The organism is Microbacterium sp. LWH13-1.2 (assembly GCF_038397735.1).
GTDB lineage: Bacteria > Actinomycetota > Actinomycetes > Actinomycetales > Microbacteriaceae > Microbacterium.
In genome coordinates, this window is the sequence record NZ_CP151635.1 from 2053939 (window position 1) to 2078979 (window position 25041).

22 protein-coding genes and 1 tRNA gene are annotated in these 25041 nt (G+C 67.9%); 9 read left to right on the top strand and 14 right to left on the bottom strand.

Annotation, left to right across the window (positions count from 1 at the left end; genetic code table 11):
- Positions 1-14 precede the first annotated feature (14 nt).
- On the top strand, positions 15-1418 hold the full coding sequence (gndA, locus tag MRBLWH13_RS09790) for an NADP-dependent phosphogluconate dehydrogenase (RefSeq protein WP_341958281.1): 1404 nt from the start codon (positions 15-17) through the stop codon (positions 1416-1418).
- A 56-nt stretch (positions 1419-1474) separates the two neighbouring features.
- Here gndA and MRBLWH13_RS09795 read toward each other — a convergent pair whose 3' ends face one another.
- Positions 1475-2200, bottom strand: coding sequence for an ABC transporter ATP-binding protein (locus MRBLWH13_RS09795; RefSeq protein ID WP_200934818.1), 726 nt, complete (start codon positions 2198-2200; stop codon positions 1475-1477).
- Positions 2201-2240: 40 nt separating this feature from the next.
- Positions 2241-3713 carry an FtsX-like permease family protein gene (locus tag MRBLWH13_RS09800; protein WP_341954696.1) on the bottom strand — a complete coding sequence of 491 codons (1473 nt, stop codon included), beginning with the start codon at positions 3711-3713 and terminating at the stop codon, positions 2241-2243.
- A 164-nt stretch (positions 3714-3877) separates the two neighbouring features.
- Here MRBLWH13_RS09800 and MRBLWH13_RS09805 point away from each other — a divergent pair, with 164 nt between their 5' ends.
- The gene (locus MRBLWH13_RS09805) at positions 3878-4606 is read left to right on the top strand and encodes a response regulator transcription factor (RefSeq protein ID WP_042540306.1); all 729 of its coding nucleotides are present in this window, start codon (positions 3878-3880) and stop codon (positions 4604-4606) included.
- Positions 4607-4632: 26 nt separating this feature from the next.
- Positions 4633-6099 (top strand): ATP-binding protein, encoded by a 1467-nt coding sequence (locus MRBLWH13_RS09810; RefSeq protein WP_341954700.1) that lies wholly within the window; start codon positions 4633-4635, stop codon positions 6097-6099.
- Between the two features lie 260 nt (positions 6100-6359).
- On the opposite strand, the gene MRBLWH13_RS09815 is transcribed toward MRBLWH13_RS09810, so the two are convergent.
- The 6 genes from MRBLWH13_RS09815 to MRBLWH13_RS09840 form a co-directional block, all read right to left on the bottom strand.
- Positions 6360-7934 carry a flavodoxin reductase gene (locus MRBLWH13_RS09815; RefSeq protein WP_341954702.1) on the bottom strand — a complete coding sequence of 525 codons (1575 nt, stop codon included), beginning with the start codon at positions 7932-7934 and terminating at the stop codon, positions 6360-6362.
- Between the two features lie 27 nt (positions 7935-7961).
- Positions 7962-8819: an FAD:protein FMN transferase gene (locus MRBLWH13_RS09820; RefSeq protein ID WP_341954705.1), complete on the bottom strand. Its 858-nt coding sequence runs from the start codon at positions 8817-8819 to the stop codon at positions 7962-7964.
- A gap of 16 nt (positions 8820-8835) precedes the next feature.
- Entirely contained in the window at positions 8836-9303 is a 468-nt protein-coding gene (locus MRBLWH13_RS09825) for an FMN-binding protein (protein ID WP_341954707.1), read from the bottom strand.
- A gap of 85 nt (positions 9304-9388) precedes the next feature.
- Complete coding sequence (locus MRBLWH13_RS09830) at positions 9389-10423, bottom strand: ribose-phosphate diphosphokinase (protein ID WP_341954709.1); 1035 nt, start codon at positions 10421-10423, stop codon at positions 9389-9391.
- Between the two features lie 9 nt (positions 10424-10432).
- Positions 10433-11863: a bifunctional UDP-N-acetylglucosamine diphosphorylase/glucosamine-1-phosphate N-acetyltransferase GlmU gene (gene glmU, locus MRBLWH13_RS09835; RefSeq protein ID WP_341954712.1), complete on the bottom strand. Its 1431-nt coding sequence runs from the start codon at positions 11861-11863 to the stop codon at positions 10433-10435.
- Position 11864: 1 nt separating this feature from the next.
- Positions 11865-11936 (bottom strand) — tRNA-Gln (locus MRBLWH13_RS09840).
- A gap of 71 nt (positions 11937-12007) precedes the next feature.
- On the opposite strand from MRBLWH13_RS09840, the gene MRBLWH13_RS09845 reads away from it, so the two are divergent.
- Both MRBLWH13_RS09845 and MRBLWH13_RS09850 read left to right on the top strand, forming a co-directional pair.
- Positions 12008-12502, top strand: a complete 495-nt coding sequence (locus MRBLWH13_RS09845) for a MarR family transcriptional regulator (protein ID WP_053097060.1) — start codon at positions 12008-12010, stop codon at positions 12500-12502.
- Between the two features lie 18 nt (positions 12503-12520).
- The gene (locus MRBLWH13_RS09850) at positions 12521-13444 is read left to right on the top strand and encodes a pseudouridine synthase (protein WP_341958284.1); all 924 of its coding nucleotides are present in this window, start codon (positions 12521-12523) and stop codon (positions 13442-13444) included.
- On the opposite strand, the gene MRBLWH13_RS09855 is transcribed toward MRBLWH13_RS09850, so the two are convergent.
- From MRBLWH13_RS09855 to MRBLWH13_RS09880, 6 genes are all read right to left on the bottom strand, one after another.
- Positions 13431-14090, bottom strand: a complete 660-nt coding sequence (locus MRBLWH13_RS09855; protein ID WP_056312350.1) for a methionine ABC transporter permease — start codon at positions 14088-14090, stop codon at positions 13431-13433. The genes MRBLWH13_RS09850 and MRBLWH13_RS09855 overlap by 14 nt on opposite strands.
- Complete coding sequence (locus MRBLWH13_RS09860; protein ID WP_341954718.1) at positions 14090-15133, bottom strand: methionine ABC transporter ATP-binding protein; 1044 nt, start codon at positions 15131-15133, stop codon at positions 14090-14092. Before MRBLWH13_RS09860 ends, MRBLWH13_RS09855 begins: the two co-directional genes overlap by 1 nt.
- A 99-nt stretch (positions 15134-15232) precedes the next feature.
- Positions 15233-16153 (bottom strand): MetQ/NlpA family ABC transporter substrate-binding protein, encoded by a 921-nt coding sequence (locus MRBLWH13_RS09865; RefSeq protein ID WP_341954720.1) that lies wholly within the window; start codon positions 16151-16153, stop codon positions 15233-15235.
- Between the two features lie 91 nt (positions 16154-16244).
- On the bottom strand, positions 16245-18044 hold the full coding sequence (locus MRBLWH13_RS09870; RefSeq protein WP_341954722.1) for a Na+/H+ antiporter: 1800 nt from the start codon (positions 18042-18044) through the stop codon (positions 16245-16247).
- 123 nt (positions 18045-18167) lie between these two features.
- On the bottom strand, positions 18168-19979 hold the full coding sequence (locus MRBLWH13_RS09875; RefSeq protein WP_341954724.1) for an ABC-F family ATP-binding cassette domain-containing protein: 1812 nt from the start codon (positions 19977-19979) through the stop codon (positions 18168-18170).
- Between the two features lie 39 nt (positions 19980-20018).
- The gene (locus MRBLWH13_RS09880; RefSeq protein WP_341954726.1) at positions 20019-20819 is read right to left on the bottom strand and encodes a hypothetical protein; all 801 of its coding nucleotides are present in this window, start codon (positions 20817-20819) and stop codon (positions 20019-20021) included.
- A 122-nt stretch (positions 20820-20941) separates the two neighbouring features.
- Between MRBLWH13_RS09880 and MRBLWH13_RS09885 the strand changes: the two genes are divergently transcribed.
- The 4 genes from MRBLWH13_RS09885 to MRBLWH13_RS09900 all read left to right on the top strand — a co-directional run bounded on the left by MRBLWH13_RS09885 (position 20942) and on the right by MRBLWH13_RS09900 (position 24915).
- Positions 20942-22300: a DUF222 domain-containing protein gene (locus MRBLWH13_RS09885; RefSeq protein WP_341954728.1), complete on the top strand. Its 1359-nt coding sequence runs from the start codon at positions 20942-20944 to the stop codon at positions 22298-22300.
- A gap of 137 nt (positions 22301-22437) precedes the next feature.
- Positions 22438-22944 (top strand): hypothetical protein, encoded by a 507-nt coding sequence (locus tag MRBLWH13_RS09890; protein WP_341954731.1) that lies wholly within the window; start codon positions 22438-22440, stop codon positions 22942-22944.
- A gap of 272 nt (positions 22945-23216) precedes the next feature.
- Entirely contained in the window at positions 23217-23783 is a 567-nt protein-coding gene (locus MRBLWH13_RS09895; protein WP_341954734.1) for a hypothetical protein, read from the top strand.
- 331 nt (positions 23784-24114) lie between these two features.
- A complete protein-coding gene (locus MRBLWH13_RS09900; protein ID WP_341954737.1) occupies positions 24115-24915 on the top strand; it encodes a hypothetical protein in 801 nt (266 codons plus the stop codon).
- The last annotated feature ends 126 nt before the right edge of the window (positions 24916-25041 follow it).

Consider the following 25041-nt stretch of genomic DNA (forward strand, 5'->3'; position numbering starts at 1 on the left):
TCGGACTCGCCGTCATGGGGTCGAACCTCGCCCGCAACCTCGCCAGCCGCGAGGGCAACACGGTGTCGATCTTCAACCGCAGCTACGAGAAGACCGAGACCCTCGTCTCCGAGCACCCTGAGGCCGGCTTCGTCGCCGCCAAGACGTACCAGGAGTTCGCAGACTCGCTGCAGAAGCCGCGCACCGCGATCATCATGGTCAAGGCCGGCGGCCCGACCGACGCCGTGATCGACTCACTCGTCGAGGTCTTCGAGCCGGGCGACATCATCGTCGACGGCGGCAACGCCTACTTCCCCGACACCATCCGCCGCGAGAAGGCCGTTCGCGAGACCGGCATCAACTTCGTCGGCGCAGGCATCTCCGGTGGCGAAGAGGGCGCGCTCACCGGCCCGTCGATCATGCCCGGCGGCTCGGACGAGTCCTGGATCACCCTCGGCCCGATCCTCAAGTCGATCGCCGCCGTCGCCGAGGGCGAGCCGTGCGTGACGCACGTCGGCCACGACGGCGCCGGACACTTCGTCAAGATGGTGCACAACGGCATCGAGTACGCCGACATGCAGCTGATCGCCGAGGCCTACGACCTCATCCGCCGCGGCACCGGCAAGTCCCCCGCCGAGATCGCCGAGATCTTCGCCGAGTGGAACAAGGGCGAGCTCGAGTCCTACCTGATCGAGATCACCGCAGAGGTGCTCCGCCAGGTGGATGCCGAGACCGGCAAGCCCCTCGTCGACGTCATCCTCGACCAGGCCGGCGCCAAGGGCACCGGCGCGTGGACCGTGCAGACGGCGCTGTCGCTCGGCGTCCCCGTCTCGGGCATCGCCGAGGCCACCTTCGCCCGCTCTCTGTCGTCGCACCCCGAGCAGCGCGAGGTCGCGGGTTCGCTCCCCGGCCCCGACGAGGAGTTCGTCGTCGCCGACCAGGCCGCCTTCATCGAGGACGTCCGTCTCGCGCTGTACGCGTCGAAGATCGTCGCCTACTCGCAGGGCTTCGACGAGATCCGCGCGGGCGCAGCCGAGTACGGCTGGAACATCGACCTCGGCGCGATCAGCAAGATCTGGCGCGGAGGCTGCATCATCCGCGCCCAGTTCCTCAACCGCATCGCCGACGCGTACGCGGCAGAGCCCGGCCTGCCCGTGCTGCTGACCGCTCCGTACTTCACCGAGGCGATCACGCGCGCTCAGGCGGCGTGGCGTCGCGTCGTCGTCGCGGCGGCACAGGCCGGCATCCCGGCTCCGGCGTTCTCGTCGTCGCTGTCGTACTACGACGGCATCCGCGCCGACCGCCTGCCCGCCGCCCTCGTTCAGGGGCAGCGCGACTTCTTCGGCGCGCACACCTACAAGCGCATCGACAAGCCCGGCACGTTCCACACGCAGTGGTCGGGCGACCGCACCGAGATCGAAGCCGAGGACACTCACTGAGCGCGTCTCGCACATGACGAAGGCCCCGGCGATTCCGCCGGGGCCTTCGTCATGTCTCATCGGGTGATGTCCTGCACCGTCCCCTTCGCGAGCCGCAGGCGCCTGGTGGCCCTGCGGGCGACCGCCGAGTCGTGTGTGACCACGATCATGGTGATCCCCTCCGCGCACAGCCCCTCGAGCAGCGCGAGGATCTCATCGCGCATGCTCTCGTCGAGATTGCCCGTGGGTTCGTCCGCGAGCAGCACGCGGGGCCGCTTCACGATCGCACGCGCGATCGCCACGCGCTGCTGCTGACCGCCCGACAGCTCGGTGGGCAGGTGGTCGCCGCGGTCGGCGAGCCCCACATGAGCGAGAGCTTCGGCGACCCGAGTCGCGCGCTCGGTGCGGCTCAGCTCGGTCGGCTCGAGAGCCATGTTCACGTTCTCCGCCGCCGTCAGCGTGGGAATCAGGTTGAATCCCTGGAAGACGAAGCCGATCTCCTCGGCGCGGATGCGACTGAGCTCGCGCGCGGATGCCGAGGCCAGCTCGATGTCACCGAGCTTCAGAGAACCGGACGACGGCTTGTCGAGCGCACCGAGCATCTGCAGCAGAGTCGACTTGCCCCCTCCGGTCGGGCCCTGGATCGTGACGAACTCACCGGGGTGGATGGTGAGGTCGACGCCCGTCAGGGCCTTCACCGTGCGCCCCTTCTGCGTGTAGGTGCGTGTGACATCCTGCGCGCGGTACAGCGGTGCCGTGGCATCCGTGCCGTTCGCGGCCGGAGCGATATCTGCGATGGTCATGTCCGTGTCTCCTTGTCTGTGACGTGTGTTCGCGAGTCCGTCAGGCGACGGATCGCAGGGCTTCTGCCGGGCTGAGACGCGCAGCGCGCCAGCCCCCGAACGCTCCGGCCACAAGGCCACCGAGCACTGCGAGACCGACCGCGGCGACCAGCACCCACAGTGTGAACGGAGCCTGCAGCACGATGTCGGCCGCCTGCTGGGTCTGGAACATGCCGCCTCCCCCGGTCGGGCCGCCGCCCATGCCCCCGGGGCCGCCTTCCGCGTTGCCCGCGGCCGCGGCGGCGACCGTCGGCTTCACGAGGTTGATGACGACGATCCCGGCGATCCCGAGCGCCAGTCCCACGGCGCCTCCGATCAGCCCCTGGACCATGGACTCACCCGCGACCTGGCGCACGACGCGTCCGTTCGACCAGCCGATCGCCTTGAGAGTGCCGAACTCGCGGGTGCGGCGGGAGACCCCGGACAGGGTCAGCAGCACCGAGAGCAGCACGGCCACCGCGAGCACGATGATCGACAGCCACGTGCCGAGGTTCGTGATCAGCGAGGTGGCGCTGGACAGCGACCCCGAGACGGTCGAGGCGAGCTCCGACTGCGACGTGATCGTCGCGTCCGGCAGCTCGTCGGCGAGGGCGCCCTGCACCGTGTCGATCGACGATGCGGACTCCGCCTGGACGTACACGGTCGAGATGACATCGCCGGCACCGGAGAGCTGCTGAGCGGTGTCGAGCGGCAGATACACGTTCGCCGCGGTGTCGGCGGAGTCGGAGGTGGAGGCCACGACCCCGACGACCTCGACATCGGAGCCGGCGACATCGATGGTGTCGCCGACCGCGATCTCGTTCGTGGTCGCGTAGGTGGAATCGACGAGGGCGACGAGGGCACCGGCATCATCGGTGTCGAGAGCGCGACCGTCACTGATCGCGACGGAGGCGAGTGGCCCCACTGAGGTCACGGCGGGGTCGATCCCGAGAACGGTGAACGAGTCGACGCCGAACGATCCGCCGCCGGCGCCGTCCGTGCCGCCCTGCGGCGGAGTCTGGCCCTCGGTCGGCGCGGTTCCCTCGGTCGCGCCGTCCTGCGCGCCGAACCCACCGCTCGGAAGCTCGCCCGAGAAGGTCGAGTTGGTGAGGCTCAGGGCCGCGGATGCTGCGGTCACGCCCTCGGTCGAGGTGACCGTGTCGAGAACGGACGACTCGAGCGTCCCACGCATGAAGTCCGTCATCAGCGTCGACTGGCTGAGAGTGGTCGTGTCTCCGTCCGTGGCTCCGTCTTCGGATCCGAAGTCGAAGCGCTGCCCGCCGCCCTCCCCCGGTTCCGCCGCGGCACCGGTCACCGTGAGGTCGGTGCCGACTCCGTACACCGACTCCAGGGCCTGTGCCTGCGCATCGCGCACTCCCGCTGTGAGGGCGTTGACGATGATCACCAGAGCGATCGCGATCGCGAGTCCGATCGCGACGATCCACGTCTGCTTCTTGCGGCCCGCCAACTCTCGCCGCAGATATGTCCCGTACATGTGTCTCCTTACGCCGCGCCGTTCGCGGGCCGATCACGACGCTAAAGAGCGCAGTTTTGCGAGATCGAGGGCGGAGTGATGAGAAGCCTATGGAGCGCGCATCTCACAGGAGACGCATAGCGCTCTCCATAGAAACCCCATAGGTGATTCCGCAGAATGTACTCATGAGCTCCGATCTCCCCGAACTGCGCCGCCCCGACGGCTCGCCCCTGCGCATCCTCGCCGTCGACGACGAGCAGATGCTCACCGACCTGCTGGCGATGGCGCTGCGCATGGAGGGCTGGGAGGTGCGAACCGCTTCGTCCGGCCTCGAAGCCCTTCAGGTCGCACGCGAGTTCGAACCCGACGCGCTCGTGCTCGACATCATGATGCCCGACCTCGACGGCATGGCCGTGCTGCGGCGTCTGCGCGAGTCCGGCAGCCTCGTTCCCGTGCTCTTCCTCACCGCGAAGGATGCCGTCGGCGATCGAGTGGCCGGACTCACCGCGGGTGGAGACGACTATGTCACGAAGCCCTTCAGCCTCGAAGAGGTCATCGCGCGTCTGCGTGCGATCATCCGCCGTACGGGGCACGCGACGGCCGACGACGGCCAGTCGATCCTCCGAGTCGCCGACCTCACCCTCAACGAGGACAGCCACGAGGTCGTGCGCGACGGCACCGAGATCGAGCTGACCGCGACCGAGTTCGAACTGCTCCGCTACCTGATGCGCAATGAGCGCCGTGTGCTGTCGAAGGCCCAGATCCTCGACCGCGTCTGGAGCTACGACTTCGGCGGCAAGTCCTCGGTGGTCGAGCTGTACATCTCGTACCTCCGCAAGAAGATCGACGCCGGACGCACCCCTCTGCTGCACACCGTGCGAGGCGTCGGCTACATGATCAAGGCGCCTCAGTGAGCTCGACGAGGATGACGCGACGGCCGATGAGCCTGCAGACGCGGCTGATGACAGCCGTGATCGGCTTCGTCTCGCTCATCCTCGTGATCGTCGCCGTCATCACCAGTGCGACGCTCGGCGCGACCCTGGAACGCCAACTGGAAGATCGACTGAACGGTTATTCCCTCGACGTCGCGAAGCTGGTGAGCCGGGTGCCAGCCCAGATCGCGACCATCGACTATGTCGTCGAGGGCACAAACCCTGTGCCCGGCATTCTGCTCGCCGTGTCCAGCTCCGAAGGCGGCACCGGCGGGGTCGTCTTCCCCGACACGAAGGGACAATGGAGTGGAGTGTCTCAGCCACTGACGAGCGCCGACCTCGACCGCATCGATGCGGCGCTCGGCGGGCGCGCGAGCGCTACTGTGACCTTGGACGACTTCGGTTCGTATCTCGTCGTCGTGAGGCAGGCCCCCAACGGAGTGAACGTCGTGACGGGCCTGCCCCGCACCGAGATCCAGAACCAGTTGGCGACTCTTCTCACCGTGATCGCTCTGGCGACCGTCGGCGGATTGATCCTCCTCGCGCTCACGACGGCCATCACGATCCGTGTCGGACTCAGACCGCTGAGGGCGGTGGCTGCGACCGCCACGCGCGTCGCAAACCAGCCGCTGGACCGAGGCGAAGTGCAGATCACCGAACGCGTGCCGGCAGCCGAAGCCGACCCTCGTACCGAGACCGGTCTCGTCGGGGCGTCGCTCAATACCCTCCTCGACCACGTGAACACCTCGCTGGCCGCCCGCCAGAAGAACGAGGAGCGGATGCGGCGGTTCGTCGCCGACGCCAGCCATGAGCTGCGGACTCCGCTCTCGTCCATCCGCGGGTACTCCGAGCTGTCGTTGCGCGCTCTGAAGCAGCAGGGCGGCCCGGCCGCCATCGAGGGGACGACCACGTCGCTGGAGCGCATCCAGGCCCAGTCGCTGCGGATGACGAGCCTGGTCGAGGACCTGCTGCTCCTCGCCCGCCTCGACGAGGGTCGAGAGCTGGTGCACGGGACCGTCGACCTCACGCAGCTCGCCCTGGAAGGCCTCTCGGACGCGCGTCCGACCGCCGCCGATCATCACTGGAACATCGAGGCCCCCGAAGAGCCGATCGTCATCATCGGCGACGCCGGACGGATGCACCAGGTCGTCGCGAACCTCCTCGCCAATGCGCGGACGCACACCCCGGCAGGCACCTCGATCACGCTCAGCGTGAGCCGCGAAGGCGACGAGGCCGTGCTTCGCGTGCACGACGACGGCCCCGGCATCGACCCCGGGGTGCGCGACGAGCTCTTCGCCCGCTTCGCACGCGGCGACAGCTCCCGCGCCCGGCAGACCGGTGGCACGGGCCTCGGACTCGCGATCGCGAAGGCGATCGTCGAAGGACACGGCGGACATATCACCGTGGCGAGCGAGCCCGGAGACACGACATTCACCGTGCGCATCCCGATCAGCCCGGCTCGGGCCGCGGACTGAGGTCGCGGGCTGGTCGCGCGGCCCTCCCGTCTCAGCGGGGTCACTATCGCACCGGGACCAGGCGGTTCCCGTGCGGAAGTGGTCCCGCACGGTAGATCCCGTGCGGAAGTGGCCCCACAGGGAAGTTCGACACCCGGCCCGTAACGCCCTCGGGATTCGTTCGGCCCTGAACCGCCCTCACCCGCAGACGGGGCACGGCGCCGGAGCGACCCCCGCGCTGTACGGCGGTGACTCCCGGCCCACCGAGCAGGACCCCGAGCTCAGTACCCCGCGAATGCGTCGGTCGTGAGAGACCGGGCCTTCTGCAGAGCCGGGGCGAGGTCGGCGATCAGACGCGGCGGGCCGGAGATGAACGAGTGCCGATCGCCGAGGTCGGGAACGTGGCGCTCGAGTCCCGCGGCATCGAGACGGGCACCCTGCGCCCACGTCCAGTGCGCGGGCAGATCGGCCGGCTCGTCACGGGTGAAGACGACGACCCGGGCACCCGTCGCGGCGAGCTCGTCGCGGAACGCGAGCTCCGAGCTGTCGGATGCGACGTAGACGAGGACGACGTCGCGCTGCTGCCCCGTCAGCTGCAGCTGACGCAGCTGCGACACGAACGGCGTGACGCCGATCCCTGCGGCGACCATGAGCACGGGGCTCTCCGAACGTGGCAGAAGGAAGTCTCCCCACGTGCCCGTGACGGCAAGCGCGGATCCGGGCTCTGCGGCGGCGAGAGCGCGCTTGTAGCTCGAGGGATGCGTCTGATCGCCGTCCTTGTACGCGATCCGCAGCGTCGGGAGATCGGCGGGTGCCGAGACGATGCTGAACTCGCGGCGGGTGCCTCGCGCATCCGGCCGGTGATGCGGCACGTCCAGCTCCAGGTACTGGCCGGGGAGGAAGCGGACCTTGCCCTTGGCCCGGAACGTGAGCTCCTGTGCGGTCGGCGTGATGAACTGCCGCTTCTCGAGCACCAGGCGCACCGCCCCCCGCAGCGCGAAGGCGAACGCGAGGAGGTTGCCGATGAGCAGCGCGCGCTCCTGGCCGAGGGTGAAGAGCCCGGCGACCTCGATCGGCCACCCGGCGAGGACGCCGACGAGCGCGGCCACGGAGAACTGCTGCCAGCGACGAGGCGGCAGGGTCAGCGGCTCCGACAGCATGAACGCCCCGAGGAACAGGAACGGCGACTGCAGCACCGCGAACGAGAGAGCGGAGCCGAGGTCGAAGGCGATCGCGAACTCCTGCGCCTGCACCGCCTGCCGCAGCACCGACACGGCGACCGCGACGAGGAGGAAGATCACGGCGATCCGCACCTTCTCGGTGCGCCACAGCACGGCGAGCCCCAGGATCAGGACGGGGATGAAGAGCGACGGGGTGCCGACCCACCAGGACGACGACGTGCCGAGCCACTCGAAGGCTCCGAAGGAACCGAGGATCGACACCACGGCGGCGCCGAAGGCCGCCGGGTTGAGGATGTGCCGCCCGCGCCAGGCGATCAGGTACTTCGACAGGCTCGCGACGGCACCGGCGATAGCGAGACCCAGCAGCGCGGTCGGCTCGATCCCCGGTCGCAGGACGAACAGGAGGATCAGCGCGGTGACCAGCGACGACTCGATGCGCCAGGGCAGGCGCAGGATTCGCTGGGCCGCCGCATCCACGAGCGAGATCACGACCGCGAGGACGACGAACGAGGCGATGATCTCGAGCGGTGCGGGCGACACGATCACGCCGAGCGCAGACAGCACGAGGGCGATGAGAGTGAGCGTCAGCAGCGAGAACAGCACCAGGCGGTACATCGAGATGCCGCCGAGCAGCGCCAGAACGCGCTGGCGCAGGGCGGTGATGGAGGTGATCACGGGTCTACTCTTCCCTACTTCGGAGGCTCAGGGGCGTGCGGTGAACAGCTGCGCCGGGCATCCGGTCGAGCGTTCGGCGCGGCCGTCCGTCGACATCCGCACCCATTCGACGCCCCACGCCGCTGCAAGCTCGGGGCCGCCGTCGAAGAAGAGCGCGGTGGCGACGGCATCCGCCCTCATCGCCGCAGGCGCGATCGCCCAGGTCGCAGCCCAGGTGCGCACCGGGACTCCTGTGCGGGCGTCGAGCACGTGGTGCAGGCCGTCACCCCACGCGCGACGATTGACCGCCGAGGCGCACAGCGCCGCGTCCTGCAGCTCGATGACACCGATCGCCTTGGTCGCATCATACGGATGCTCGAGGCCGATGCGCACCGCGCTGCCGCGCACCCTCATGTCACCGCCCGCGTCGACGACGAGATCACCGGGCACGTCGGCGAGGACGTCGGTGACGATGTCGACGAGACGCCCCTTGCCGAGTGCCCCCACGTCGAGGAGTGCGGGAGAGGATGCCGTGGCCTCGCCCGCCGTCCATCGGAGGCGATCGGTCCAGTTCCGAGGGGCGGCGATCGGATCGCCCGCGATGAGCGAGTACGACGCGTCGTATCCGAGCGCTGCGAGGCTGTCGGCGACGAGCGGATTCACCGCTCCTGCGCTCGCGTTCGAGAGCTCGACATAGGCGTCGAGCATCGCCCCGGCATCCGGCGAGGAGATGAGCCCGCCATCGTGACCCACACGGGTGACCGCGGAATCGTCCCGGAACCGGGACCACTCCCGGTCGAACCGCTCGATCTCGGCGCCGACGGACTGTCTTTCCTCGGCGCCGAGCTCGCTGGTGGTCTCGATCTCCCAGGTCGTGCCGATCGCGTCGAAGCGCCAGATCGCCATGGCCGTGTCAGGCGCCTCAGGCGGCAGCCTGCTCCTTGATCGAGTCGACGGCCTCGTTGAACCCGCCGCTGGTGAGCGACGAGCCGGCGACGCGGCTGACGTTCAGCTCATCGAGCGACTTGCCCACGACCTCATCCGAGATGCCCTCGATGAACTGGCCCTGGTACTGCTCGGTCTCGCGGGCCTTCGGGTCGCCCGTCACCTCGACCTCGCTCACGACGCCGTCGGCGATCGTGAGGGTCACGCTGATCGACTCGACCGTCTCGGGCGTCTGGTACGACCCGTCGGCCGTGTACGTGCCGTCGGCGTAGTCACCGGTCGACGCTCCCGAATCGGTCGATTCGGTGCTCGTGTCGGTCCCGGTGTCGGTGGACTGGTCTTCAGCGCCAGCGGTGCCGGAGCAGCCCGCGAGGACGAGGAGTCCTGCGACGCCGGCGAGAGCTGCGCCCTTGCGAACAGAAGTCGGTACAGTCGTGCGGATCATGATGGTCCTCCCGGCCTTGATCGATATGTTGATTCGACCGTAGGGACATGATCTATGCGCGGGCTGTGCCCGATATATGAGTCGCTCAGGCGTCTCCGCCGAACATGCTCGTGACGGATCCGTCTTCGAAGACCTCACGGATCGCGCGACCCAGAAGCGGGGCGATCGGGAGGATCGTCAGCTTGTCCCAGCGGCGGGACTCGGTCAGGGGGATCGTGTCGGTGATGACGACCTCGTCGATCGAGGCATCCTGCAGACGCTCCGAGGCAGGGTCGCTGAAGATCGCGTGCGTCGCGGCGACGATCACGCGGTGCGCGCCGTTCGCCTTGAGCGCCTGGGCCGCCTTGACGATGGTGCCACCGGTGTCGATCATGTCGTCGACGAGGAGGCAGGTGCGTCCCTCGACGGCTCCGACGATCTCGTGCACCGAGACCTGGTTGGCGACCTTCGGGTCACGGCGCTTGTGGATGATGGCCAGCGGCGCACCGAGGCTGTCGGACCACGTGTCGGCGACGCGGACGCGCCCCATGTCGGGAGAGACGACCGTGAGGATCTCTCGGTCCTCCGCGCTCAGCGTGCGCTCGAAGTAGTCCAGCAGCACCGGCTTGGCGAACAGGTGGTCGACGGGACCGTCGAAGAAGCCCTGGATCTGCGCGGCGTGCAGGTCGACGCTCATGACGCGGTCAGCGCCCGCTGTCTTGAGCAGGTCGGCGACCAGTCGGGCGCTGATCGGCTCGCGACCGCGGCCCTTCTTGTCCTGGCGCGAGTACGGATAGTACGGGGCGACGACGGTGATGCGCTTGGCCGATGCGCGCTTCGCGGCGTCGATCATGATGAGCGCTTCCATGAGCCACTCGTTCACCGGCTCGCCGAAGGTCTGGATCAGGAAGAGATCGCAACCGCGGATCGAGACGTCGAACCGGGCGTAGATCTCTCCCGACGCGAACGTGCGGTGCTCGGTGGGCACGACCTCGGTGCCCAGCGACGCGGCGACCGCGGCGGTGAGCTCGGGGTGGGAACGCCCGCCCGCGACCACGAGCCGCTTCTTGGTCTTGGCGACGAGTCCGGGGGCGATGCCGTTGTCCCGGTCCAGATCGACAGTCTTCTTCTTGCGCGCCATCGTTTTCGCCTATTCCGCCACTCGGGATCGGGCTGCGGCGTCTGCCGCGCCCGTGCCTGCCCTGTTCTTCTCGACCCAACCCTCGATGTTGCGCTGAGGGGCGACGCTCATGGCAAGGGAACCGGCAGGAACGTCCTTGCGGACTGTGGCGCCGGCACCTGTCTTGGCGCCAGCTCCCAGCCTAACGGGCGCGACGAGGGTCGTGTGCGACCCGGTGTGCACCTCGTCCTCCACCACCGTGCGGTGCTTGTTCACATCGTCGTAGTTCGCGGTGATGGTGCTCGCTCCGAGGTTGACTCCGCGCCCGATGGTCGCGTCGCCGACGTATGACAGGTGCGGGACCTTGCTGCCCTCGCCGATCTCGGCGTTCTTCGTCTCGACATAGGCGCCGATCTTGCCTCTGGCGCCGAGCACGGTACCTGGGCGGAGGAACGAGAAGGGTCCGACAGTGGCCTCGGCGCCGATCACCGCGAGCGTGGCGTCGGTGCGGCGGACGATCGCATCTTCTCCCACCTCGCAGTCGACGAGCGTCGTGTCGGGCCCGACGATGGCGCCCTCGGCGATCGTCGTGGCTCGCAGGATGTGGGTGTTCGGGAGGATCGTGACGTCGGGTGCGAGCGTCGCGTCGTCATCGATCCAGGTCGTCGCCGGATCGATGACGGTGACGCCCTCGAGCTGCCAGCGCCGCACGATCCGGCGGTTGAGGAGGCGACCGACCTCGGCGAGCTGAGCGCGATCGTTGACGCCGTAGGTGACCGTGACGTCGGAGACGACGGATGCCGCGACACGGCTGCCGTCGCGGCGGAGCAGCCCGGGAACGTCCGTCAGATACATCTCGCCCTGTGCGTTGTCGACGCCCACCGACGGGAGGTACTTGCGCAGCGTGCCGACGCGGAACACGTACATACCGGCGTTGATCTCGCGAACCGCGGCCTCATCGGCACTGGCATCCTTCTGCTCGACGATGCGGTCGACGCCGCCCTCGGCATCGCGGATGACACGTCCGTAGCCGTTCGGGTCGTCGACGACCGCGGTCATCAGAGTCGCCTCGGCGTCCGCCTCGCGATGGGCGTCGAGGAAGGAACGCAGCGTGTCGGCATCCGCCAGCGGGCAGTCGCCGGAGAGCACGAGGACGTCTCCGTCGAAGGATGCCGGGAGAGCGTCGACCGCGACCTGCACGGCGCGTCCGGTCCCTGGCACCTCGTCCTGATCGATGAACACGGCATCCGGGTAATCCGCCTCGAGAGCAGCGACGACCTGGTCGCGCTCGTGCCGCACGACGACCTCGACGTGGGAGGCCTCGAGCAGACCGGCGGTCGTGAGGACGTGTCCGACGAGCGGTCGTCCCCCGATCGGGTGCAGCACCTTGGGCAGGCGCGAGCGCATGCGAGTTCCCTGGCCTGCGGCGAGGATGATGATCGCGAGATTGTTCCCAGTCATGCTCCGCCGCCAGGACTCGAACCTAGACCTAACAGCTCCAAAGGCTGTCGTGCTGCCATTACACCACGGCGGACCGCGGCCCTCGAGGGAGCCGCGGATCAAGTCTGCCACGTCCGCCTGCGTGCTACCGGCGATAATGGACGGATGACAGAGGCTGATGAGGTTGATCGGATCGTCGGCGCCTGGAACACCCAGCGCCCCGACCTCGACTTCTCGCCCCTCGAGGTCCTCTCTCGGATGGACCGGCTGACGCGCCTGCTCGACCGCGCCCGGCGCGACGTGTTCCGCCGCAGCGATCTCGAAGCCTGGGAGTGGGATGTGCTGTCGGCGTTGCGCCGTGCAGGGGCTCCCTTCCAGCTCTCCCCCAAGCAGCTGCTGCAGCAGACTCTGGTGTCGAGCGGAACCATGACCAACCGCATCGACCGACTGGTCGGCCGTCGTTTCGTGCGACGCGAGGGCGATCCGGCCGATGGCCGCAGCGTGCTCGTCACGCTCACGGATGACGGGCGGATCAGGGTGGATGCCGCGATCACGCGCCTCGTCGACGTCGAGGACGACCTGCTCCAGGCCCTCTCCAGAGGCGATCGCGACCGCCTCGCCGCGCTGCTGCGCAAGCTGAGCCTCAGTTTCGACGCGTGAGGGGCTGACGACATGGCGATGCTCTCCCCTCTTCCGGTGCGCGACGGCGTCGGCGCCACGCGCCTGCACGTTCCGATGCACGGCGAATGGCCGACCGTGGGCGCCTACATGATCGACCGCTTCTTCCACCTCGATCCCGAAGGCCTGCTCAGCCGTTTCGACCGCGGCGAGATCGTGGCCCGCGACGGCACTCCCCTGGCTCGGGACACCCCCCTGGGCGTCGAGGAGTTCATCTGGTACTACCGCGATCCCCCTGTCGAGACCCGGCTCCCCGTGGAGATCGAGGTGATCCATCAGGACGACGACCTGGTGGTGATCGACAAGCCGCACTTCCTGCCGACCATCCCCGGCGGAAAGTTCCTGCAGAACTCGGCGCTGATCCGCCTCCGCAACCTGCTCGGCAACGACGAGCTCGCACCGATCCACCGACTCGATCGGGCGACCGCCGGGGTGCTCATGTTCTCGGCGCGTCCGGCCACCAGAGGCCCGTACCAGCTCCTGTTCGAGACCAGGCAGGTGCAGAAGGTCTACGAGGCGGTCTCCGCGCGTCCGGCCGACTGGGATACGTCGCGATACCCCCTCGTCTACCGCAACCACATCGTGAAGCTCCGCAACGAGCTGAAGGTCCAGGTCGACGACGAACGCGAGCCCAACGCCGAGACGCTGATCGAGGTCCTCGATGCCGACGACCGCGTCGTGCACACTCTGCTGCGCCCGCACAGCGGCAAGATGCATCAGCTGCGGGTGCACCTCGCAGCTCTCGGCCTCGGCATCCTGAACGACCCGTTCTACCCCGAGCTGCGCGGCGAGCGCCCCGACGACTTCGATCACCCCATGCAGCTGCTCGCGCGTGAGCTGCACTTCGTCGATCCGCTGAGCGGCGCGCCGCGGGTGTTCTCCACGACGCGCACGCTGCAGGAAGCGCCCGTCAGCGGCGCATGATCTTGCGCGCGAGCCTCGTGCCGAGCATCTGCACGAGGTGCACGAACACCACGATCAGAACGATCGCCGCCCACATCACGAGCGGCTCGAACTGACGGAAGCCGTAGATCTGCGCGAACGCTCCGAGACCGCCGCCGCCGATGAGACCGGCCATCGCCGTCATGTCGATGAGCGCGACGACGATGAACGTGTAGCCGAGGATGAGCGGTCCGAGCGATTCGGGGATCGCCACGGTGAACAGGATGCGCCAGGGGCCGGCGCCCATCGCGCGGGCGGCCTCGATGACCCCGGGCGAGACCGAGACGAGGTGCTGCTCGACGATGCGGCCGATCGCGAAGGCCGCGGCGAGACCGATGATGAACGCGCCGGCCGTGGTGCCGATGCCGGTGCCGACCACCACGCGGGCGAAGGGCTGCGCGACGGCCATGAAGATCACGAACGGGATCGGGCGGAAGAAGTTCACCGCGAGGTTCGCGACGACCGAGACGGGTCTGTTCTGCGCGAGCCCGCCGGGGCGGGAGACGTAGAGGATGACGCCGATCGCGAGACCGAGGATGCCGCCGAGCACGAGTGCGAACGACGTCATGTAGAGGGTTTCGAGCGCGGCCTTCCAGAATTCGGGCCACAGTTCGTTCAGACGGTCCATCAGCGCGCCTCCTCTCCGGCGATCTCGGTGACTTCGACGCGCTGCGAGATCTCCCCGAGGGTGCGGTCGATCACGGCGCTCTCGCCGCGGATCGCGAGCGTGAGGTGGCCGAAGGCCCGCCCGCGGATGTCGTTGATCCCGCCGTACACGAGCTCGAAGTCGAGGCCGGCCCCGGCGAGATCGAGGAAGACCTGCGCTTGCGACGAGTCGCCGTCGCGGAACGAGAACGTGACGAGGCGGCCTCGGTGGCGCTCGCGCAGCACACCGAGCTCGGACGGCGAGGGGATGCCCTTCACGACCGTGCCGACGAAGCGCTGCGACGCGGGGTTCTGCGGAGCGGAGAAGACGTCGAAGACATCGCCCTGCTCGATCACGCGACCGTTCTCCATGACTGCGACCTTCGTGGCGATGGTCTGGATGACGTCCATCTCGTGCGTGATCACGACGATCGTGACGCCCTGCTCCCGGTTGACCCGCTTGAGCAGATCCAGCACCTCGTGCGTGGTCTGCGGGTCGAGGGCGCTGGTGGCCTCGTCGGCGAGCAGGATGGCGGGGCCGGTGGCCAAGGCACGGGCGATGCCGACGCGCTGCTTCTGACCGCCGGAGAGCTGCTCGGGGTAGGCCTTGGCCTTGTCGGCGAGGCCCACGAAGGTGAGGAGCTCGGCGACCCGCGTCTCGATGTCGGCCTTCGACCAGCCGGCGAGCTTGAGCGGGTACGCGATGTTCGCCTTGACGCTGCGCGAGGCGAACAGGTTGAACTGCTGGAAGATCATGCCGATCCCCCCGCGGACCTTGCGCAGCTCGCTCTCCCGGAGAGAGGTGATGTCCACGTCGTCGACCGTGATGGTGCCGCTGGTCGCCGGTTCGAGGGCGTTGATCAGCCGTACGAGGGTCGATTTACCCGCACCGGAGTATCCGATGATGCCGAAGACATCGCCCTTCTCGATCGAGAGGGTGACGTCGTCGACGGCCACGACCTCGGCGTCTTCACGGGTGCGGGAGGGGTAGGTCTTCGAGACGTTCGTCAGGGTGACGATCGGCATGTGGTGCTCCGGTCTGCTTCGGGAACGAAGAATCGGGTGACGCACGAAGCGCCACCCGATTCTCCCTCATCGGACGGGGGTGTCCTGCACCCGGGCGTCCTACTTCTTGGCCTCGGTGTCCTCCTGGACCTTCTTCAGCGAGGCGACGAGGTCCTCGACCGGAGTCTGCAGCGGAACCGCGGTGTTACCCGACGACTCGATCAGACCGGCCTGCACGTCCTCGTTCGTCTGGAAGATCTCGACGAGCTTGAGGTACGTCTCGTTGTCGGCGTCCTCGGCGCGCGACGCGAAGATGTTCACGTACGGCAGCGCGTTCGGGTCCTCCGGGTCGTCCTGTGCGATCGCGTCGTCGAAGGTGAGACCGGAATCCTCGACGAAGTCGTTGTTGATGATCGCCGCGGCGACATCCGGCAGCGACGTCGGGATCAGGGCGGCCTCGAGGGCGGTGACCTTCACCTTGGACTTGTCGGTGTCGACATCGGCGAGGTCGGAGAAGATCGTTCCGCCGCTCTTGAGCTCGATGAGACCGGCCGACTGCAGCACGAGGAGTGCGCGCGCCTGGTTCGAGGCATCATCCGGGACGGCGACGGTCTCGCCCTCGGGGATGCTGTCGACGTCGTCGTACTTCTTGGAGTACAGACCCAGCGGGTAGATCGCGGTCGAGCCGATCGGCGTTAGGTCGGAGCCCGAGGCGCTGTTGTACTCGGCCAGGTACACGATGTGCTGGAACTGGTTGAGGTCGATCTCGCCCTCGGTGAGTGCGGGGTTCGGCTGCTCGTAGGAGCCGAAGTCGACGAGCTCGACCGTGATGCCCTCGTCAGCGGCTGCCTCGACGAAAGGAGCCCACTGCGCGTCTCCCTTGCCGACGACCCCGATCTTGACGGTCTCGTTCTCGGAGTCACCGCCGCCTGCGCCGGCGTCGGATGATGCGGTGGCGCAGCCTGCGAGTGCGACGAAGAGCGGGACCGCGGCGAGCGCGGCGATGACGGATGTGGTCCGACGGGATGCTGTGATGGACATGAGTGTTCGGGTTCCTCTCTTGGGGGACTCGAATACGTTAGGCAGCGCGATGCCGCAGGCGACAATCGAGTGTCACAGAGCGTCACAGCTCTCAGTCGTACTCCTCGATGCCCTGCAGCCGGACCTGCTCGAGGTCGAGCCGCGCCGAGATCCGGCGCACGACGAGATCGTCGACTGTTCCCTCTCTGCGGAGCCCGAGGAGCACCTCGCGCTTGCGGTCGAGGAGGGCGAGCTTGAGACGTGTGTGCTCCTCGTGGCGCAGCAGCGGTGAGCGCTGCATGACGTCGACGTCGACCGAGGTCGCGAGCATCTGCAGAGTCCTCACCTCGCCCTCTGAGCCGTCTTCATCGTCGGCGATGCGCGTCGCATCCGGCATCCGCACCGTCGTCGGCGCAGCATCCGCTCCTGCGTCCCCCGCCTCGGATATCGAGCCGCGGCCGAGGGGATCCGGTTCGTCGAGCAGCACATCGAGCGCCTGCGCCTCGGCGTCGACGATCGCCTGTTCGCGGGCCAGCGCTCGCGCGTTCGAGAACTCGAGCATCTGATAGCCCTCGGCGCGCACCTTGTCGCGGATCTCCTGTCCGACGCCGTGCTCGACCGCGAGGTCATCGAGGGCTGCGAGTGCCGCGCCCGAGATGGTGCGCTCGGCCAGCTCGTACTCCTCGTCTTCGGCGTGGTCGACCGGGAATCGGGCCCAGCGCACGATGGCCGGAAGGAGCGGCCCCTGCACGAGCAGGCTCAGCAGGATCACCCCGGCGGTGACGAAGACGATCTCGTCACGCCCCGCGATCTCGCCTTCGGTCGCACTGGCGGCAGGCACGGACAGCGCGATAGCGAGCGAGACCGCACCTCGCATGCCTGCGACGGTCGACACCGCCATCGAACGCGCCCGCGCACCGCGCGACGGGCGCGCGGGGTTGCGTCGCTGGAACGGGGCGTTCATCACCTGGAAGAGGTAGCGCACGACGAGCAGTGTCATCCACACGGCGAGCGTGATCAGCACCAGACGGCCGATCGCCGCTGCCGAGATCTCGTGCGCGACGAACTGCACCTCGAGCCCGATCAGGACGAAGAGCGCGCCGTTGAGCAGGAAGACCCCGAAGGGCCAGGCCGCCGCGACCTGACGTCGAGAAGAGGCGGTCGTCACCCGAGGCGACACATAGGCGACTATCAGGCCGGCGACCACGACGGCGAGGACGCCGGAGGCGTGCACGATCTCGGCCAGCAGGAACGCCGAGAACGGGATCAGCAGAAGTGTGACGTTGATGACGATCGTCGAGGAGGTGCGACGCAGCAGCAGGTATCCGAGGGCGGCGACCACGACACCGGCGGCGATGCCTCCGATGTACGAGGTGAGCACCGACATGGTCACCGACAGCGGCGTCACGTTTCCGCCGAGGGCCAGCGAGATGGCGATCGCGTAGAGCACCAGGGCGGTGCCGTCGTTCGTCAGGCTCTCCGCCTTGAGCTTCATGAACATGCGCGTCGGCAGCAGGCGTCCGAGGGCGGCGACGGCCGTGGCGTCCGGCGGGGCGACGGCAGCGCCGAGAATGAGGGCGGTCTCCCACGGCATCCCGAACAGCAGCCCGATGCCGGCGACGGCGAAGGCGGATGCCACGACGAGCAGCGTGCTCATCGGCAGGATGTAACGGAAGTCGCGGCGGATCGACCGCAGCGACGTCGTCAGGCTCTCCCAGAACAGCATCACCGGGAGGAAGAGCAGCAGCACGGTCTCGGGCGGGAGCTGGATCTCACGCAGCTGCGGCACGAAGCCGAGCAGCAGGCCCATGATGACGAGCACCAGGGGCAGCGCCAGCCTCACTCTGGGCGCGAGCAGCGTCCCGACGAGGATCGTGAGTCCGATCAGGACGGTGACCTCGAGTCCTTCCATCTGAACCTCCCGGGTACCGCAGGATCAAGCTGTGCGATCCCGGATGGCATCGAACCCCGCCCAGAGCACAGCGCATCGCAGTGCCACCGTATTCCCACGGAGGCCGGATCGCGAGGGGTCAGTTCAGTCGAGCTCTTCCGTCAGCTCGAACCAGCGGAGTTCGAGCTCCTCGATCTCCGCCTGCTGATCGCTGATCGCCTTCATCTTGTCGCCGAGGCCTGCGAAGTCCGACTGATCGTGATCCGCCAGAGCGGTCTTCGCCTTGTCGACCTGCTGCGTGAGCTTCTGGATGCGACGCTCGAGCGAGGCGACCTCCTTCTGCGCTGCGCGCAGGGCGGCACCGTCGAGGCTGGGGGCCTTCTTCTCGGTGTTGACGGCGGTCTGGGACTTGCCGGGGGCCGACGTCTGCAGCTGACGCAAGCGCAGATACTCGTCGACCCCTCCGGGAAGGTGCCGCAGGTGACCGTCCAGGATCGCGAACTGCTGATCCGTCACGCGCTCGAGGAAGTACCGGTCGTGGCTGACGACCAGCAGGGTTCCCGACCACGAATCGAGCAGGTCCTCGATCGCCGCGAGCATGTCGGTGTCGAGATCGTTGGTCGGCTCGTCGAGGATGAGCACGTTGGGCTGGTCGAGGAGCACGAGCAGCAGCTGGAGGCGACGCTGTTGACCGCCCGAGAGGTCTTTCACCGGAGTCGAGAGCTGCGCCGAGTCGAAGCCGAGCCGCTCGAGCAGCTGCCCGGGGGTGAGTTCCTGCGCCTTGGATCCCGCGCCCATCGTGTAGGACGTGCGCAGACGCGAGATCACGACGCGCACCGGCTCGCGCCGCACGTCCTCCAGCTCGTCGAGGCGCTGGGTGAGGGTCTTGACCTTGACGGTCGTGCCGCGCTTCACGCGGCCGACGGTGGGCTCGACCGTGCCCGAGATGAGCCCGAGTAGCGTCGACTTGCCCGCACCGTTGACGCCGAGGATTCCGGTGCGCTCCCCCGGTGCGATGCGCCATTCGACGTCGCGGAGCACCTCGCGCGTGCCACCGTCGGCGGTCGGGTAGGTCACTCCGACGTCGAGCAGGTCCACGACGTCCTTGCCGAGGCGTGAGACGGCGAGCGACTGCAGCGAGATCTTGTCGCGGATCTCGGGCACGTCGGCGATGAGCTCGTTGGCCGCGTCGATACGGAACTTCGGCTTCGCGGTTCGGGCCGGTGCGCCTCGGCGCAGCCAGGCGAGCTCCTTCTTGGCGAGGTTCTGTCGCTTGGCCTCGGTCGCGGCCGCCATCCGGTCGCGCTCCACGCGCTGCAGGATGTAGGCCGCATAGCCGCCCTCGAAGGGCTCGACGATGCGGTCGTGCACCTCCCAGGTCTCGGTGCAGATCTCGTCGAGGAACCACCGGTCGTGAGTCACGACCATGAGGGCGCCCGAGTTCGCACTCCAGCGCTTCTTGAGGTGCCCGGCAAGCCACGTGATGGCTTCGACGTCGAGGTGGTTGGTGGGCTCATCGAGGGCGATGACGTCCCAGTCGCCGGTGAGCAGCTTGGCGAGCGAGACACGACGACGCTGGCCACCGCTGAGGGAGCCGATCTCGGCGTCCCAGGGCAGATCCTTCAGCAGACCCTCGATCACATCGCGGATGCGCGGATCGCCGGCCCACTCGTACTCCGGGGTGTCACCGACCACCGCAGCGCTGATGGTCAGGTCGTCGCTGAGGGTGTCGGCCTGGTCGAGGACGCCGATGGTCGTGCCGCCGCGCACGGTGACGCGGCCCGAATTCGGCTCCTTGGTTCCGGCCAGCATGCCCAGGAGGCTCGACTTGCCGTCGCCGTTGCGGCCGACGATGCCGATGCGGTCGCCCTCTTCGATGCCGAGGGTCACGGAGTCGAAGACGACCCTCGTCGGATATTCGAGGTGAAGGGCTTCTGCCCCGAGAAGATGTGCCATGTTGCTTCCCAGGGTAGTCGGGCGCGCTGGGTGAGCCGGTCAGACTAGGGCGACCTCGATCGCAGGAGCATGCCTCGCCTGCATCCGGTCGTCCCAGTGCCCGAGGAGTTCGAACGTCGCGATCCGGAAGGCGAGAGCGCGGATCAGGAACTGCCGGTCCACGTTCCTGGCGTCTGCGAGCCGGATCATATCGGCGGGGTCGAGGCCGTGCCAGCACACGGCGTCGGCGAGGACGATCGCATCGGCGAAGCCGACCGGACGCCAGTAGGGTGCCCAGTCGATGACCACCGGGGGCTGTCCCGGCTCGAACATCACGTTGCCGAGAAGATCTGCGTGGATGATCTGCGCTGTCGCCGAGACCGGGCGGAAGGCGGCGATCAGACGATGGAGGGTAGCATTCGCCGCTGGTGGCTCGTCTTCCTGCCAGGCGATTCTGTCGGATCTCGCCCACGGATCGTCAGCATGATCGAGGAAGTCGGGGCGGTCGAGGCCTCGGACCGCCTGGTGGAACGCGTCCCCCGCGTCGAGCACGTCGGTCACGCGCGTCTCATCCGCGGCACCCGGGAGCCACCGCCAGGCCTCCCACCCGTCGAGCGTCCACGCTCCGGATCGGGTGGCGATCGGACGGGGAGTGCGGAACCCCGCGGAGTGGGGCAGCGTCGAGAGGACGTTCGCCTTCCATACCGTCTCGCCGTCGCCTGCCGACGGGCGCAGCACCGTGTCGCCGGCCCGCCAGGTCAACCCTCGACCGCCGGGAAGATTCAGAGGTTCCGAGTGGTGCGCGCTCCCGATTCCGAACTCGGCGAGCGCGGCGCGTGAGGGTGAGAGTGCCGTCGCCATGGGTCGAGGCTATGGCAGCGTTGCTGTCTCTGCTCGAGAATCTGCGGCTTATCGCCGCATTGCATATCGGGAATATGTCGAATCTTTCTTCGAATGTCGGTGGTCCCTGATCTACTTAATGCATGACAGCGCTGCTCGACGCGACGGACTCCCAGATGGCGACACTCGCCGATCTGGTGTCGTCGCTGCAGATCGCGGAGGCGACGGTGAGCAGCATGATGGCGGCTCGCGACGGCCTTCTCGCGATCGCCGGGCGACTGGCGATCGACATCGCGAAACAGGGCGACCATCCTGATCGCGGCGACCACTCGATCCGCACGATCGCCGCCGAGATCGCGACCGTGCAGCACGTCAGCGATCGCACCATCGAGCGACGGATGGCAGCTGCGGGAATGATGATCGACCTCTTCCCCACCGTGTGGGAGGCGCAGGGCCAGGGGCGCATCAGCGCCGCGCATTCCCGGGTCATCGTCGATGCCGGGTCGCACATCGAGTCGCCGAGCGCCCGCCAGGCGTACGCGACGATCATGCTCCCTCTCGCCGAGGTCGAGTCGCCCAATCGGCTGCGGGCGCTGGCGCGTCGAGTGGCCGAGCGATTCGCGCCCACGACCGTGACGGAGCGACACCGCAAGGCGCGCGCTCAGCGGCGCGTCTGGGTGACTGACGGCGAAGACGGGATGGCCGGGTTGCACGTGCACGCGCCCGCGGCGCTGATCCACGGCATGTTCGACCGCCTCTCGCAGATGGCGCATGCGCTGCGCGACGAGAACCTCCGCGCGAGGCGGGAGGCTAAGCGAGAAGGACGAGAGTTCGAGGCCGACGACCGAACGGTCGATGAGATCCGCGCCGATCTGCTCACCGATCTGGTGCTCAGCGGCACTCCGACCGGGCATGACACCGAAGACGGGCTGCTCGCACAGATCATGGCTCGCATCGAGGTCACGGTTCCGGTGACGACCCTGATGGCCGATGATGCGAGCCCGGCGTCGGGCGACCAGATCCCGACCGGTGACGGCTCCGCGACTCCGCCAGCCGAACTCGATGGCGTGATCCCCATCGATACCGACACCGCGCGGAAGCTCGCAGGCACGGCCACGGGGTGGGATCGAGTGATGACTCATCCGATCAGCGGGCGGGTACTCGCAGTCGACCGATACAGGCCCGGCAAGCACCTACGACGACATCTTCGAGCGAGAGACCAACGTTGTCGATTCCCCGGGTGCGGGATCGCGGCGCGGAAATGCGACCTCGACCACAATCACGCAGCATCGGCGGGTGGCGCGACCTGCGAGACGAACCTCGCCGCGTTCTGTCGGCGACATCACGTCCTGAAACACCACTCCCCCTGGCACGTGGGACAGAAGCCGGGCGGGGTCATGGAGTGGACGAGCCCCACCGGTCGCACCTACATCGACACTCCTCCTGCACCGAACACGGTCACCTTCACCGTGGCCGACGATGCAGCCCGCGCGCCGTTCTGAGCGAAGTGCTGGTCGACGTCTGGTGCTGTGGATAACTGCGGCGGCACCGACCGCACGTTGACTACGGTGGCGCGGTGACCCCTCCTCGCTTGCGACCCTCGCCCGCTCCCCGACCGATGACGACGCGCACAAGAAGTGTGGCTGTCGTGCTGGTTGCGTTCGCGCTCAGCTCACTGCTGGGGTGCGCACCGGAGCCGGCACCGGTGCCCACGCCGACGCCCGCCTTCGCCAGCGAGGAAGAGGCGTTCGCGGCGGCGGAAGAGGTGTACCGGGCATACTTTGACGCCCTAAGCGCTCGGGCACGTGGTGATTCTGAGCCTGACCCACAAGAGTTTCTTACGTCTCTCGCGCTCGAAAGCGACATCGAGGCTCAAAGGTCACTACGTGAATGGGGGCTACGGGCCAGCGGGGAGGCGAAGATCCTGTCTTTCCGCGGGACAGAGGCAAGTGTTGGCGAGCCGACCGGGAAAGTCGAAGGAATGGTGTGCATCGACGTATCTGAGTTTCGAGTCGTTGATGCGGGCGGCATCGACGTAACCCCTCCTGACCGAGGCGACGTTGTCGCGCAGCTCGTGGAATTCTCCGGAGACGGCGATAACCTGCTGATCGCTCACGAGGACTCCGCAGATGGGGAAACATGCTAACCAGAACAGCGACGGCCTTGATGGCCGTCGCAATAGTGCTGGCGATGCCTAACGCTGCCACTCGGGCTAGTTCGGGCTGCACCACGTCCTCGCAAATGATGGGCCTCTGCGGTTCAACCGACGGCTCGTCTCTTACGATCTCCGGCACGCAACAGCAGCAGGGTACCAACCCGAACACGGACACACGTCGAACTAATGGGGGCCCGGGCGGCCCCTCCGACCCCAGCGCACCATCGGGGCCGAGCCAGGAGGCGATCGATCTCGCGGCGTGCATGGATGACTCGGGCACCACGCGATGCGCACCCCGTCTGAACCGGCCCGCTGCCCCGGCGACGACCCCGCTGGCGACGGGCACTCCGACGATCGTCATCTCCGACCTCGCGCGGTTCGCCCCCGCATCCGTCCTCGCCACCGCCGAACCCGGAAACGTCGGAATCGCCGGGATGCCGACCAACTTCACCGCTGCTGCGACACCGCAGGTCCAAGGCGGCGAGCTGTTCGGCGTGCCACTGCGCGTGCGATTCGTCCCGGCCGGATACGACTACACCTACGGCGACGGCAGCTCCGCGACACTCACGACGCCAGGGCAGACCTGGGAGGCGCTCGGCCAAGCACAGTTCACGCCGACCCCGACCAGCCACGTCTACCGCAAACCGGGCGTGTACCCGGCCCGCGTGGACATCCGGTACACCGCACAGGTGGACCTCGGCGGCGGATGGATCGACATTCCCGGGCAGCTCACGACCAACGGCGCCACGCAGGAGATCCGCATCCTCGAGGCCCGCACCGCGCTCGTCGCCCACACCTGCGACGAGAACCCGGCCGGCGTCGGCTGCTGAGGAACGCACCACAGCAGCACGCCAACAAGAACGAGCCCCCGGCCCCGAAGGTCCGAGCGGCCCTGTTCTGCCAGATCGTTGATCGCTGTCTCGTACGACTCGACGATCTCGAGGAGGCTCGGCCTTCCGAGAGCAGATTCGCCCACGGCGCTCTGCTCCTCGAGAGGCAGCCGCCGACCGATCCCCTCCGGCATAAACTAGACACGTGCCATGGAGTCGCCGGGTGTTCTCGCTCTCACTAGCCAACCGCCAGGCAAAGCTGGTGCAGTCGAGAAGGCGACCCGGTCGCTTCGAGCTCAGCGTGGATGGAATTCCGCAGTCCGTCGTCTCGATGACCGAACCCACCGCCCTCGAGTACAGCTACACCCGACACATCGCCCGCGCAATGGATGCCGCCGCCGAGCCGGGTGCGCCGCTGTTCGCCGTGCATCTGGGGGCCGGAGCACTCACGCTGGCACGCTACGTCCAGGCGACGCGCGCCGGATCACCTCAGCTGGTGGTGGAGTTCGAACCCGCGCTCTACGCCGCCGTCATCGACGCGTTGCCATTGCCTCCCGGGTCTGACATACGAGTCATCCTCGGTGACGCTCGGACGGTCGCGGACGCCGCTTTTCCGAATGAGAAGATGTCGCCGGTGCAGTCATCTCCATCCCCCGGACTTGACGACGCAACGAGTTATCGCACCGCAATCGACACCGATTGGATGGAGGCGTGCTTCACCGTCGTCGATCTCTGGGATGCCGCCGTCATCCGGCATCGTGTGGCCAGCCAGGAGTTCTATCGCCGGGTCGCCGCGCGCTCCGCAGCAGCGGGCGTGGTCGCCGTGAACCTGCTCGACGGGCATCCGTTCGAATACTCACGACGACAGGCCGCGACCCTGAGCACCGTGTTCGATCACGTCGCTGTCGTGCTCGACGCAGAGCCGGAAGATGCGGAAGGGCCACTCGGCAACGTCGTCATTTTCGCGAGCGATGAGCCGCTGGACAAGGTGACCGCCTCCGTTTTGCTCGACACACCGCGACCTCATCTCCTCCGCGATCGCCCTCTGACGTCGTGGATCGCTGAAGCGCGAATCATGACAGATGCCGACGGCACAGACTCTCCCGATCCCGACGACCCCCTCTGGGGCTAGCGCACCGTGTGCGGACGTCCTCCGACAGGACGTCCGCTTCCCGCCAGCGGCTCGCCCGCGCGAGGCGTGAAAAGTCCACCCGAGATGACAAAGAGCCGCCCGGACCCGAAGGTCCGGACGGCTCGT